The organism is Dyella japonica A8 (assembly GCF_000725385.1).
In the GTDB taxonomy this organism is placed as follows: domain Bacteria; phylum Pseudomonadota; class Gammaproteobacteria; order Xanthomonadales; family Rhodanobacteraceae; genus Dyella; species Dyella japonica_C.
Genome location: NZ_CP008884.1, coordinates 3,274,885 through 3,287,428, shown reverse-complemented (window position 1 = coordinate 3,287,428; position 12,544 = coordinate 3,274,885). Strand labels below are relative to the sequence as shown.

10 protein-coding genes are annotated in these 12,544 nt (G+C 63.6%); 8 read left to right on the top strand and 2 right to left on the bottom strand.

Annotated elements, in window-relative coordinates:
* Positions 1-10 precede the first annotated feature (10 nt).
* The 7 genes from HY57_RS13735 (at position 11) to HY57_RS13705 (ending at position 10,289) form a co-directional block, all read left to right on the top strand.
* Entirely contained in the window at positions 11-988 is a 978-nt protein-coding gene (locus tag HY57_RS13735) for a biotin/lipoyl-binding protein (RefSeq protein WP_019467443.1), read from the top strand.
* A gap of 87 nt (positions 989-1,075) precedes the next feature.
* Complete coding sequence (locus HY57_RS13730; protein ID WP_081500764.1) at positions 1,076-1,612, top strand: sugar dehydrogenase complex small subunit; 537 nt, start codon at positions 1,076-1,078, stop codon at positions 1,610-1,612.
* A 62-nt stretch (positions 1,613-1,674) separates the two neighbouring features.
* On the top strand, positions 1,675-3,315 hold the full coding sequence (locus HY57_RS13725) for a GMC family oxidoreductase (RefSeq protein WP_019467445.1): 1,641 nt from the start codon (positions 1,675-1,677) through the stop codon (positions 3,313-3,315).
* On the top strand, positions 3,312-4,691 hold the full coding sequence (locus tag HY57_RS13720) for a c-type cytochrome (RefSeq protein WP_026034310.1): 1,380 nt from the start codon (positions 3,312-3,314) through the stop codon (positions 4,689-4,691). Before HY57_RS13725 ends, HY57_RS13720 begins: the two co-directional genes overlap by 4 nt.
* Positions 4,692-4,705: 14 nt before the next feature.
* Complete coding sequence (locus HY57_RS13715; RefSeq protein WP_235186568.1) at positions 4,706-5,953, top strand: carbohydrate porin; 1,248 nt, start codon at positions 4,706-4,708, stop codon at positions 5,951-5,953.
* A 45-nt stretch (positions 5,954-5,998) separates the two neighbouring features.
* Positions 5,999-6,640 (top strand): flavin reductase family protein, encoded by a 642-nt coding sequence (locus tag HY57_RS13710; RefSeq protein WP_038581100.1) that lies wholly within the window; start codon positions 5,999-6,001, stop codon positions 6,638-6,640.
* A gap of 367 nt (positions 6,641-7,007) precedes the next feature.
* On the top strand, positions 7,008-10,289 hold the full coding sequence (locus HY57_RS13705) for an autotransporter outer membrane beta-barrel domain-containing protein (RefSeq protein ID WP_026034311.1): 3,282 nt from the start codon (positions 7,008-7,010) through the stop codon (positions 10,287-10,289).
* Positions 10,290-10,362: 73 nt separating this feature from the next.
* Here HY57_RS13705 and HY57_RS13700 read toward each other — a convergent pair whose 3' ends face one another.
* The gene (locus tag HY57_RS13700; protein ID WP_019467450.1) at positions 10,363-11,121 is read right to left on the bottom strand and encodes an SDR family oxidoreductase; all 759 of its coding nucleotides are present in this window, start codon (positions 11,119-11,121) and stop codon (positions 10,363-10,365) included.
* 38 nt (positions 11,122-11,159) lie between these two features.
* A complete protein-coding gene (locus HY57_RS13695; protein WP_019467451.1) occupies positions 11,160-11,561 on the bottom strand; it encodes a nuclear transport factor 2 family protein in 402 nt (133 codons plus the stop codon).
* Positions 11,562-11,693: 132 nt separating this feature from the next.
* On the opposite strand from HY57_RS13695, the gene HY57_RS13690 reads away from it, so the two are divergent.
* On the top strand, positions 11,694-12,329 hold the full coding sequence (locus tag HY57_RS13690) for a TetR/AcrR family transcriptional regulator (protein ID WP_200873882.1): 636 nt from the start codon (positions 11,694-11,696) through the stop codon (positions 12,327-12,329).
* The last annotated feature ends 215 nt before the right edge of the window (positions 12,330-12,544 follow it).

Sequence of the window (12,544 nt, the reverse complement as noted above, 5' to 3'; positions counted from 1 at the left end):
ACTCATGCCCATGACCCGCCAATCCTTGCTCCGCATCATCGTGACCCTGGGCATCTTGCTGCTGGCGATCGTGCTCGCCCATGCCTTATGGCGGGACTACATGTACGCGCCATGGACACGGGATGGCCGGGTCCGCGCCCAGGTGATCAACATTGCGCCGGACGTCTCGGGACTGGTGGCCGAGGTGCATGTGATCGACAACCAGCGTGTCAAACGCGGTGACGTTCTGTTTGTGATCGACCCGGAACGATTCCGTGACGCACTGGCGCAGGCCGAGGCGGAAGTCGCACGCAGCGAAGCCCAGGTTGCCCTGGCGCGGGCCCAGCTCGCACAACGCCATTCCGAATCGGTCATGCGCAGCCAGCAGGTATCGCGACGCGCGCAGCTGTCCGGTGAGGTGATCACGGCGGAAGCCAAGTCTGACATCAGTGAGGTGGCGCGCCAGGCGCTAGCGGCCGAGGATGCCGCCAAAGCATCCCTGAACGCGGCCACGGCCGGCCACGATGCCGCGCTGTCGGCACGCCAAACTGCCCGGCTCAATCTTGAAAGGAGCGTGGTGCGCGCCCCCGTTGACGGGTTCATCGCCAATCTCAATCTCTACGCAGGCGACTACGTGTCCGTGGGCATGGCACGCATGGCGCTGATCGACGCGAACTCGTTCTGGGTCTACGGCTACTTCGAGGAAACCAAGATTCCCGGCGTGCACGTCAACGACGCAGCCGAGGTTCGGCTCATGGCGGGGCATGTCGTTCTGCATGGGCGCGTCGAGAGCATCGCCAGCGGTATCGCCGACCGCGACAACCCTTCGAGCGCCAATCTGCTCGCCGACGTCAACCCGGTGTTTACCTGGGTGCGTCTTGCGCAGCGCGTGCCGGTTCGCATCGCCCTTGATGCCGTTCCTGACGATGTTCATCTGGCGGCCGGCATGACCTGCACGGTGACCATCCATGCCACACGACGAGATGTCCGTAGTTCTACCAAACCATGACGCAGGCTATACGCAGCATCGACGTAAAATAGTTCACCCCGCGCAACATACCCGCGCGGCGTGAGAGGCCCTCTACAGGAGCGTCCCATGTCCGAGACTCTCGAAAGCTCCAACCCCCTCTCGATCGATTCGCTCTCACGCCGTCTGTTTCTGATCGGCGCGGGCACGGCGCTTGTATGGGTCGCGTCAGGAAGAGCCCTGTCCCTTGCAGCGACCCCATCCACGGCGCCTGCCGCGGATCCTGCGTTCCTGCGGCTGTCACAAGTGCTGACCGGCAAGACCGATCTGGAGCCGCTGATGGCAGCCCGCATGGCCGAAGCGTTCAAGACGGCAGACCCTTCAACCTATGCGCATGTTGCAGAGCTGTCACAACTCGCCACCCATGTGACGGAGCCATCCGCACTCGTCGAAGCCGCGGGGCCGGCAAAGGCCGCCGCCCTGGCCATCATTGCCGCCTGGTACACCGGCACGGTAGGGAAGGGCTCGCAGGCGGTGACTGTCGCCTATCGCGACGCACTGATGCAGCGTCCCGTCGCCGATGCCTTGTCACCACCCACGTATGCCTTGGGAGGCCCAGCCTGGTGGGTGGCCCCTACGCCTGAACTGGATTCGCCGCGCATCTGAGCGGCATCGAACTGTTGTACACGCCGCTTCCGTGCGCGGCGCCGCCTTGGGGATGAAAACCTATGAACGCACCTCGTTTTCACGACGGTGATGCCGACGCTGACATCGTCATCGTGGGCTCCGGCGTCGTTGGCGCCCTGATCGCCCACCAATGGGCCGCGGCTGGGAAGTCGGTCCTGATACTTGAAGCCGGGCCACGCATCAAACGTGCCGACGTTGTCGAGAACTGGCGCAACATCAGTTTCGAACGACGGCTCGGGAGCGACTTCCAGGGCCCGTACCCGCAGTCGCCGATGGCCACGGCGCCGCTGTACTACCCGCCGAATGACTATGTGGCGTTGTCCGGACCGGACGCGAGCAGTTACAGGCAGGGTTTCATCAAGGCTGTCGGTGGTACGACATGGCACTGGGCAGCATCGTGCTGGCGCCATTTGCCGGCCGATTTCCGGATGCAATCCACCTATGGCGTCGGACGCGACTGGCCGATCAGCTACGATGATCTGGAGCCGTACTACTGCCGTGCCGAAGAGGCGATGGGGGTTTCCGGCCCGAACGATGCCGCGCTGCAAAGTCCGTCGCAGCGATCCAAGCCCTACCTCGCCGACATGATTCCGTGGGGGCACGGCGATGCCACCTTTGCGGAAGTCGTCAATCCACACGGCTACAACCTCATACCCATTCCCCAGGGGCGCATGATCACGCCGTGGAATGGCCGGCCCGCCTGCTGCGGCAACAACAACTGCCAGCCCATCTGTCCCATCGGCGCCATGTACAACGCCATCCACACCGTGGAGGCCGCCGAGCGCGTGGGTGCCAAGGTGCTGGACGAGGCTGTCGTCTACGGGATCGATACCGACGACAACAACCGCGTGACGGCGGTGCACTGGTATGACGCGAAGCACGTCAGTCACAAAGCGACCGGGCGTCAGTTCGTCATAGCGTGCAATGCGCTGGAAACGCCGCGGCTCCTTCTGCTCGCCGCCAACAAGCAAAACCCAAGGGGCATTGCCAACTCGTCTGATCAAGTGGGCCGCAACATGATGGACCACTCGGGCTTCCATTGCAGCTTTCTCGCAGATCGCCCGCTATGGCTCGGGCGCGGCCCCGCACAGTCCAGCTGCATGGTCGGTCCGCGTGAAGGCGAATTCCGCTCCCAGTATTCGGCCAATAAAATCATTCTCAACAATATCAGTCGTGTTCCCACCGCCACCTCGCAAGCGCTCAAGCGCGGCCTGACCGGCAAGGCGCTTGACGAGGAGATCCGGCGTCGTGTCGCGCTTGGCGTCGACCTGTCGATCAGCCTGGAACCGCTACCGGATCCCGCCAACCGGCTTACGCTGTCCAAGACGCGCCGCGATGGCCATGGCTTGGCTTGCCCCGACATCTATTACGCCGTTGGCGACTACGTGCACAAAGGCTATGACAAGGCCTGCGATCAACTTCGTCACATCGGATCGCTTTTCAACGCGGAAGAGTTTGAGATCACCACGGCACTCAACGCGAACAATCACATCATGGGGTCGACCATCATGGGGGCGGACCCGCGCAGCTCCGTGGTCGATGGCGATTGCCGGGCGCACGACCACCCGAATCTGTGGCTGCCTGGCGGTGGCCCCATGGCATCGGCGAGTGTGGTGAACACCACGCTCACCATGGCCGCACTGGCGCTGAAGGCAGCAGATGCCATGGGGCGTGCCGCATGAAACGGGCATGCCTGCTGGGATGGTTGATGCTCGCCCTGGTCGCACCCCATGCGTCGTCGGCCGACGCCGTGGCCGAGCGCGGGCGGTACCTGGCCACGGCCGCGGACTGCGCGGCATGCCATACCCAACCCGGGGGAGGCGAGGCGTATGCGGGCAATTACGCCATCGAGTCCCCATTGGGCACGATCTGGTCGAGCAATATCACGCCCTCCAAGAATTACGGTATTGGCAACTATGACGAGCGCGAGTTCGCCCGGGCACTTCGCGAAGGGGTGCGCAAAGACGGGGCGCATCTGTATCCGGCGATGCCCTACACCTCGTACGCGAAACTTTCCGATGAGGACATTCACGCTCTCTACGTGTACTTCATGACGGAAGTGACTCCCGTCGATCGTGCGTCCACGGAGACACACCTGCCGTTTCCATTCAACCTGCGATTCTCGATGGCGGCGTGGAACGTGTTGTTCCTTGATGGAAAGCGCTTTTCCGCCAACGCCTCGCATGACGAAGCATGGAATCGTGGCGCCTACCTTGCTGAAGCCCTGGAGCATTGCTCGGCGTGCCACACGCCACGCGGATGGCTGATGCAGGAGTTGTCTCGCCAGGCCTATGCCGGTGCGCCGCTGGGTTCATGGTACGCACCCAACATTACCAGCGATCCGGTGAGTGGCCTGGGTGGGTGGTCGGATGCCGAGCTGGGTCAGTACCTGAAGACAGGGCGCGTGCCCGGCAAGGCTCAGGCCGCCGGCGGCATGGCCGAAGCGATTACGCACAGCCTTTCGCAGCTGAGTGACGCCGATATCGCTGCCCTTGTGCGCTATGTCCGCTCGATACCGCCCATCAAGGATGCGACAGTGCAGCGGCCCGCGTTCGCATGGCCGGGTTCGCCCATGCCGGAATCGGCCATCCGCGGCACGGCAAACGAGGCCGTCAGCGGCCCCTCGCTTTACTCAGGCCTTTGTGCGAGCTGCCATGGGGCGCGTGGAGAGGGGAGTCGCGATGGTTATTACCCGTCGTTGACCCATAACTCCACGGTGGGGGCATCACGTCCGGACAACCTTGTCGCGGTAGTGCTGTTCGGGGTGGATCGCACCGTGGCAGGCAAGCACGTGCTGATGCCGCACTTTGCCGAGGGCTCCTACGTCCAGACCCTGGACGATGCGCAAGTGGCTGCGGTGTTGAGCTATGTCCGCCAGACCTTCGGCCCTGGCGACTCGATGAACGCGGGCGATGTGGCGCGGATACGCCAGGGCGGATCGCCGCCAGTCCTTCTTGGCCTGGTGCGCTATGGAGCGCTGGTGGTCCTGGGGATTTTCGTGCTTCTCTTCGGGTGGTGGTTCGGGTGTCGTCGTCGGAAGCTGGGGGCACGGGTATGACGTACGGTTGGGCCATGGCTTCCATCAGCCTGTTGACGGTGAGTGTGGGGGCGTTTGCGCAGGGCGCGAGTCCACCGAGCGATTCCCGGCCGGTCGACACCGTTCCGCAGGTGCCGCTGACGCAGGATTGGTCAGGGCGCGAATGGCTGGAGGCGCACGGCATCAACCTGACGGGACACATCATCGTGGAACCCGGCATCAACGATAAAGGCTACAAAGGCCATGGCTGGACGTCAGCGCAGAGCATCGATTTCGGCGCCATCATCGACACCGGCAAGCTGTTCGGGTTCGACGGCTCCCTGATCGTGGTGTTCTCCGACCGTTTCGGTCACGCCGTCCACGAGCGCTATACCGGCGCGTACATTCAGGATCAGGCCTATTGGGGTCAGGGCCAGAATTTCCGCTTCGACGAGCTTTCGTACGAACGTTTCTTCATGGATCGCCGCCTGAGCATCAAGGGCGGCTTCTACTCGATGGGAAATGACTTCGGCGGCCTGCCCAACGTTTGCAACTTCAACAACAACGGGCAATGCGGACATCCCCTGGGCCCCATCTACAGCTCCGGATGGCTGGACAATCCGACGGGGCAGTGGGGCATGCGCGTGAAGTGGAAGGATCCTTCCGGTTGGTACGCACAAGCCGGCGTTTACGACGTCAACCCGTCGCGAAAGCAGGCCAACGGAGGTTTCAAGCTGAGTTTTGTAGGCACCACGGGCGCGTTGATTCCCGTTGAATTTGGTTATGTGCACGGACAAAGTCCCCGCGCTTATCCTGGTACCTACAAGGTCGGTTTCTATCTCGACACATCCGATGCGCCGGTGCTTGGGGCGGCGGGGCAGACGGCATCCCATCGCACGGGCGAGTATGTCCAGCTGGAGCAGCGCTTCTGGAAGCCGTCACTCGACACGGTCCGCGGCATTTCCGCGTTCGCCATTGCCACCCAGGCCGATGCAGCCACGGGCTTGATGCGCCACTCGTGGGAGGCTGGCCTGAGCTGGCGCGGCACCTTCCCTAGCCGGGAGGACGACATACTGAGCCTCGCCTGGACGCGCCTGGATATTTCCGCGCGCACGCGCCAGGCTGAGGAGGCGGCAGGCAAAGCCGGGCAAACCAATGAGCAGTTGTATGAGCTCAACTACGGCGTCCAGGCAACTCACTGGCTTATCGTGCGGCCCGCTGTTCAATACGTTATTCGACCCGGTGCCTACACAAGCCGGCCAGACAGTTTTGTTTTCTCGCTGCACCTGCAGGCGACGCTCTAAAGGTTGCGTCGATGACGCGAATCCATGCCAGGGTGCTTCGCGCTGATGACTGAGAAAAACTTCCACTACTACGAACCCAGGCTTGGACACGGCCTTCCTCACGACCCGTTCAGTGCGATCGTGGGGCCGCGGCCCATCGGATGGGTGTCGACGCGATCTGTCGAAGGCTGCATCAATCTCGCGCCTTACAGCTTCTTCAATGCATTCAACTACGTGCCGCCCATCATCGGATTTGCCAGCGTGGGCTGGAAGGACAGTGTTCGGAACATCCAGGCAACGGGTCAGTTCGTGTGGAACCTGGCAACCAGGGGGCTGGCGGAGGCGGTGAATATGACCTCCATCGTTGCTGCTCCCGGCGTTGACGAATTCAAGTTGGCCGGGTTGACCCATGCGCCGTCGACATTGGTAAAGCCGCCTCGCGTCGCCGAGAGCCCGGTGAACTTCGAGTGTCGATTGACACAACTTATTCAGTTGAAGGGCGCCGATGAAACGTTGGTGGATACGTGGCTCGTCCTTGGTGAGGTTGTGGCCGTGCACATCGACAAGCGGCTGCTGGTCGACGGCATCTACAGCACAGCCGCCTCCGTGCCCATATTGAGAGGTGGTGGGCCAGCGGACTACTTCGCGGTAGATGATTCGCAGCGCTTCCAAATGTTTCGACCAGGGAAGTACAAGGCGCCGTCATGAGCGACGGCGACGCGGCGGCATCTGCAGCCGGTGAGCAGCGAAGCCGGGCTTAAAGTTTGGCGGAGAAGAAAGGACGGCGTGCTTTGCTTCCTGGGCTCGTCAAACGGGTGGCCGCGCGAGGGCGGCCGGCTTCGCGGCCTGGCTATCGCAAGGAAGAAACGCGGGCTATCGCTCCAAGGCGTGTGCGCCGGGCGCATTTTCTTGCCGCTTGATTCACCACCACTCCGTACTGTGATCCATTTCCGTTTTAGGTCACTCGCCCGTCATAGCTGCGGGGAGACGTATCGCAGTGGCCGGGCCGGCACGGCCAGCTGCCGTCCAACCGCAGGAAGCCGGCAGCCCATAAAACGATGGATGGAGGGAGAGGGTGAGGAAGATTCAATACAGGCCACTGGCCTTGGCTTTGGCGTGCGCGTTTTCCACGCAGGCATGGGCACAAACCAGCGACATTCCGCTGGACATCATTCAAGAGAATTACGGTGGCGGACAGTTCGGCTACCGGCTTGGCATCAACGTTGGCGTCAACGGCGCACAGCCGCAGGAATACCTGTTCGACACAGGCTCCGATTCGTTCAACATCGATGTGGGGTTGACCGCGTTGCACGGGTCGGGGCCGGCATGGTTCCCCACGCAGGCGGGCACGGCGACGGGGCCGCTGCAGTTCTATCTCTATGGCGACGGCACGTACGGTTACCTGCAGGCCTCCACCACGGTGGCCAGCATGCAGTTCTACAACTCCACCAGTGGCGCGCAGGTGGCGAACTTTGCGACGCCGGGCGGTGCGCCGGTGGCGGTCAACTACGCCTATGTCACGTCCACTGCCACGGGCGCGCCGGTGGGTACGGCCAATGGCGTGACGTTGAAGATCGACACGGGCTTCCAGCAGAACCTGGCCAATGGCGTGGCACCGGAAGAGGGCGTGTTCTACGGCATCGTGGGCGCAGGTGATTTCGGCAACGGCGTGCCGGGCATGCTCAGCAAGAGCGGCTATATCGTGGAAGCCAACGGTGGCGCGGGTGTGCCGGGCAACTGTGGTTCCGGTTGCCTGATTCTGGGGCTGACGCCAGCGCTGCGCGCGCAGTTCCTGAGCGTGGTGCCGTGGATCGGTGGTGCGCAAGGCACATTCGCACTCTCCGGCGCACCATCGGCCAATCAGTTCGACACGCAGTTCATGTATGCGTTGAGCGACGGCAAGACCACCAGCAGTGCCAGCCTGCCGACGTTGTTCGATACCGGCACGCCCAACATCATGCTGATCGACAATGGCGTGGGCCTGCTCTCGGGCGAAACCGCGGCGGGGCATATCAATGCGAATGGCGATGAAGTGCCGGGCATCACCCTGACGGCCACGGGCGTGGCGCCGGGGGCGCAGCCAAGTTCCGTGCTTACGGGCGACGACTCCAGCGGCGACTACACCAACGTGGTGACGGTGGGGCCGTATGGCGGGTTCCCGAATGGCGCGATCTACGGCATCGGCTTCTTTTTCCGCAATGCCGTGATGTACGACCTGCAGAATCAGGCCACTGGCTACACGCCGTTCTATGTCACGGATGCGGCCATCACCACCGGCTTTACGGTGACGTCCGCGATGGGGCCGCTGGGGCTGGCTGGCGTGATTTCGGGCACCGGTCCCTTCACGGTGGCGGCCGGTGGCATCGTCAACCTCAGCGGCACCAATACGTATACCGGTGCGACGGTGGTGAATCCCTCCGGCTGGCTGGGCATCGCCGGGCCGGGCAGCATCGCGTCGTCCTCGGACGTCCATATCGATGGCGTGCTGGACATCTCGCGTGCATCGCAGGCCACCACCATCACGTCGTTGTCCGGTGCGGGCCTGGTGCAGCTGGGCGGCAACGTGCTGATGCTCACGCATGCGTCAGGCAACTTCGCCGGTCAGTTGGCGGATGGTGGCCTGAGTAGCGGCGGCGGTGGCGGCCTGGTGGTGTCGTCGGGGCGCGAAGTGCTGAGCGGACAGAACACCTATACCGGGGCAACGGGCATCGCCGCCCAGGGTGAGCTGGATCTTTCCGGCTCCCTCGCCGGCGGCGTGCTCAACCTGGGTGTGCTCGGCAACACGGGCAGCATCGGTGGTTCGGTGGTCAATCAGGGCTGGCTCGCCAACAGCGGGCGCATCGCCGGTTCGGTGGTGAGCAGCGGCCTGCTGACGGGGCAGGGCCATATCGGCGGCTCGCTCAGCGTAAGCGGCACCGTCATGCCCACGGGCCCTGGCTTCGCAGTGACAGGCAATTACTTGCAGGCCGCCGGCTCGAACTATCTGGCACCGGCGAACCCCGGCCAACCGGGAGACTCCAGCCAGATCGTCGTGGGCGGACAGGCCGCCCTTGCGCAGGGTGCGGTGCTTACCGTGGGGCCGGCGCCGGCAGGCGAGTTCTACACCAAGGGCGCGCGCTACACCGTGCTTACGGCGAATCAGGGTGTCACCGGCACGTACACGCTGGGTGGCAACACGACGCTCAGCGCCGTGCTCGGCATCGCCACCGCGTATGACGCGCAGCACGTCTATCTGGATGTGGTGCAGAACCGCAGCCTGGGCAGCGTAGGTGCCACGCGCAACGAAGTGTCGACGTTGAATGGCGTGCAGTCACTGGCTGCGAACAACGCCATTTTCGCGGCGGTGGCGAACCTGCCCAGCGATGCGGCTATCCGTAGCGCGGCCGATCAATTGCAGGGCGATATCCACGCCAGCGCGCGTGGCACCTTCCTCGAAGACAGCCACTTCATTCGCGATGCCGTGAACGGAAGGCTGAGCCAGCTGGATGGCGGCGGCACGCCGAGCGCGTCCAGCGCCGACGCGTCGGCGGCGAATGGCCTGGCGTGGTGGGGGCAGTTCCTGGGCTCATGGGGGCATCGCGACAGCAACGGCAACGCGGCGGCTGTATCGCGTTCGCTGGGTGGTTTCGTCATCGGCGCGGATATGCCAGTGGGCGAGTACACGCATGTGGGCGCGCTGGGCGGCTACACGCAGACGTCGCTGCAGGCCGCGAGCCATCACAGTTCGGATGCCAGCGACGATGCGCACGTCGGCCTGTATGCCGGCTCGCAGTGGGGTGCATGGGGTCTGCGCGGCGGCGTCGCCTATAGCGGCCATAGTTTCGACAGTACGCGCGGCGTGGCCTTCGGCACGGTCGGCGAGCAGCTGCTGGGGCACGGCAAGGCCTCGACGGAGCAGGCGTTCGCCGAAGGCGGTTACCTCATGCAGTGGCGGCGCATGTCGCTGGAGCCGTTTGCGCAGGCTGCCTACGTTCGCCTCCATAGCGATGGCTTCACCGAGCATGGCGGAGCGGCTGCCCTGCGTGTGCAGGGTGACGATGATGCCTTGACCTACGGCACGCTGGGCGCCCGCGCCGCGACCCACTTCCAGCTCAATGGCGATGTGTTCGATGCACACGCCATGCTGGGCTGGCGTCATGCGTTCGGACAGGTGAACCCGCAGGCGCAGATGGGGCTTGCCGGTGGCGACGCGTTTGCGGTTGATGGCGTGCCGTTGGCCCGCGATGTGATGGTGCTGGATGTGGGACTGTCCGTGCCGGTGACCCGCCATGCGAACGTCAGCCTGGCCTACAACGGGCAGGTGGGGCATCGCGTGGTGGACAGTGGCTTCCGCGGAGGCTTTGTCTGGAAGTTCTAAGCGTCATCTGTGCATGAACGAGCCCCGGGGCTGTTTTCCCGGGGCTTTTTTTTGCTGTAGCGAGACGTTCTGGTCAGGCCGTGGCAAACAACGCAAGCGCCTGCTCGTTGAAGCCGTTGACCAGCGCGTGCTCGCCCGGGCCGACATTGGCGCGGAAGCCCTTGGCGGCCTCGACCAGGATCTCATCGGCGTCGGTGCCGAGCACGGTCATGGTTTCAGCGATGAACTGATCCAGCGGCATGGCCTGTTCGGCCTCCTGGCTGTTCATGAGTTCGGTGCGCACCCACGGCGGCGCGATCTCGAGCACGCGCACGCCGGTGTTGCGCAGCATGAAACGCTGCGACAACACGTAGGAATGAATCGCTGCCTTGGTAGCCGAATAGATGCCGGTGACCGCCATGGGCACGAAGGCGAGCACGGAGCTGGTGTACGCCACCACGGCGTGTTCCTTGCGCTTGAGGTGTTCGATCAGCGCGGAGGTCATGCGGATCGGGCCGAGCACGTTGGTGGTCATGGTGGCGGTAAGCAGGGCATCGTCGATCTTTCCGGCCACGTCGTCGGCCTGCATGATGCCGGCATTGTTGATCAGCACGTTGAGTTCCGGGTGTTCCGCGACCAGCCTGGTGGCTACGCGTTCGATGCTTGCCGGGTCGGTGATGTCAAGTTCCACCGCTTCCATGCCGGGGTTGGCGGTGATGACGGCGTCGAGATGGCTGCGGCGACGGCCGGCGATGATCACCTTGTTGCCGCGCTTGTGCAGTGCCTCGGCGAGTGCGCGACCAATGCCCGAGCCGCCGCCGGTGATGAGGATGGTGTTGCCGTTGAGTTTCATGACGATACTCCTGGGATGGGGATCAGATTGGCTAAAGATCAGGCGGGAAAGCGGTTGCCGAACATGGGCAGGCCGCTCCTGGATTCCGTTTGGGTGGCTTCGTCCTGCAGTACGTCCCAGTGCTCGGCAAGCTTGCCGTTTTCCATGCGCACGACGTCGGCGGCAATCCACGCGGCCGGGCGGCCGTGGCCAGTGAAACGCCCGTGCACGATCACGTAGTCGCCTTCGGCCAGGATCAGGCCGTGCTCGTAATGCAGGGTGTCCGGGATGCTGCGCACCAGGTTGAACAGGCCGTCGCGGCCCGGTTCGATATGCGCGCTGTGCTGGATGTACTTGTCGGACCAGAAGCGCTCGGCGGCGTCGTAGTCGCGCTGGTTGAACAAGGTGTTGAAAGCCTCGATGACGAGGGCCTTGTTCTGTTCGGGTGAGGTCTTTGACATGGTCGTGTCCTCTTCGATGACGGATGGTTGGGCGGCGGGTCGGCCTGAAACACAATGGTGACCGCCATTGACGTGATGTAGGATGGTCCTGCGGAAATCCCGTGTCAATGGTGATCACCATTGTTTTTTCGGATGGCCGCCATTGAACCGTTGAATGGGAGTAGGAATATGGGTGTCTCCAAGCGCCAAGCCATTGAAAACAAAGAAGCCATCGTCACCGCGGCAGAGAAGCTCTTTCGCGAGCGCGGGGTGGCTGATGTGGGCCTGTCGGAGCTGACCAAGGCCGCCGGCTTCACCCAGGGCGGCTTCTACAACCACTTCAAATCCAAGGACGCCCTGGTGGCCGCCGCCATGGACAAGGCGATGGAAGACGGCGCGAACCTGCTCCTCGCTGGCTTCGACGCGGCGCATGCGAAGGCGGCGGACCCCATGCGGCAATACGCGGAGTGGTACCTGTCCACCGAGCACCTGGCCAACATCGAATCGGGCTGCCCGCTGACCGCATATGCGGGCGATGTCCGGCGGCTGGGGCCGGAGGCGCGGCAATCCTATGCGCACGGCCTGTCGTGGAACATCGACCAGTTGGCCGCGTTGATGGATGGCGAGAGCCCGCAGGAGAAGCGGAAAAAGGCGGTGACGCTTTTCAGCCAGATGGTCGGTTCGCTGGTGCTCTCGCGTGCGGTGGCCGAGGCGGCACCCGCACTTGCCGAGGAGGTACTCGACGACGGGCGTCGGCAGGTGCTGCAGGCCATAGCCGGCGCAGCGTAAGTCCGCTGCTGCCGGTGCGCTGGTAAGAGCCGCAAACAAAACTCAGTGACATCTCGCATTCGTCATTCCGGCGCAGTCCGGAATGACGGAGCTGGGATCTCGCGGGGTTCTGTTAGCGGCGCTAAAGCCAGCCACGTCGTGGCCGATACCGGCTTGGTGCACGCATGCCACACGGCGGTGGCGCTGTGTGCGTTGCCGGTTGTTCCCGTCGCCCT

Coding starts and splice junctions, on each gene's coding strand:
- HY57_RS13735 (WP_019467443.1), top strand. CDS start 11: ATGACCCGCCAATCCTTGCTCCGCATCATCGTGACCCTGGGCATCTTG.
- HY57_RS13730 (WP_081500764.1), top strand. CDS start 1,076: ATGTCCGAGACTCTCGAAAGCTCCAACCCCCTCTCGATCGATTCGCTC.
- HY57_RS13725 (WP_019467445.1), top strand. CDS start 1,675: ATGAACGCACCTCGTTTTCACGACGGTGATGCCGACGCTGACATCGTC.
- HY57_RS13720 (WP_026034310.1), top strand. CDS start 3,312: ATGAAACGGGCATGCCTGCTGGGATGGTTGATGCTCGCCCTGGTCGCA.
- HY57_RS13715 (WP_235186568.1), top strand. CDS start 4,706: ATGGCTTCCATCAGCCTGTTGACGGTGAGTGTGGGGGCGTTTGCGCAG.
- HY57_RS13710 (WP_038581100.1), top strand. CDS start 5,999: ATGACTGAGAAAAACTTCCACTACTACGAACCCAGGCTTGGACACGGC.
- HY57_RS13700 (WP_019467450.1), bottom strand. CDS start 11,121: ATGAAACTCAACGGCAACACCATCCTCATCACCGGCGGCGGCTCGGGC.
- HY57_RS13695 (WP_019467451.1), bottom strand. CDS start 11,561: ATGTCAAAGACCTCACCCGAACAGAACAAGGCCCTCGTCATCGAGGCT.
- HY57_RS13690 (WP_200873882.1), top strand. CDS start 11,694: ATGGCCGCCATTGAACCGTTGAATGGGAGTAGGAATATGGGTGTCTCC.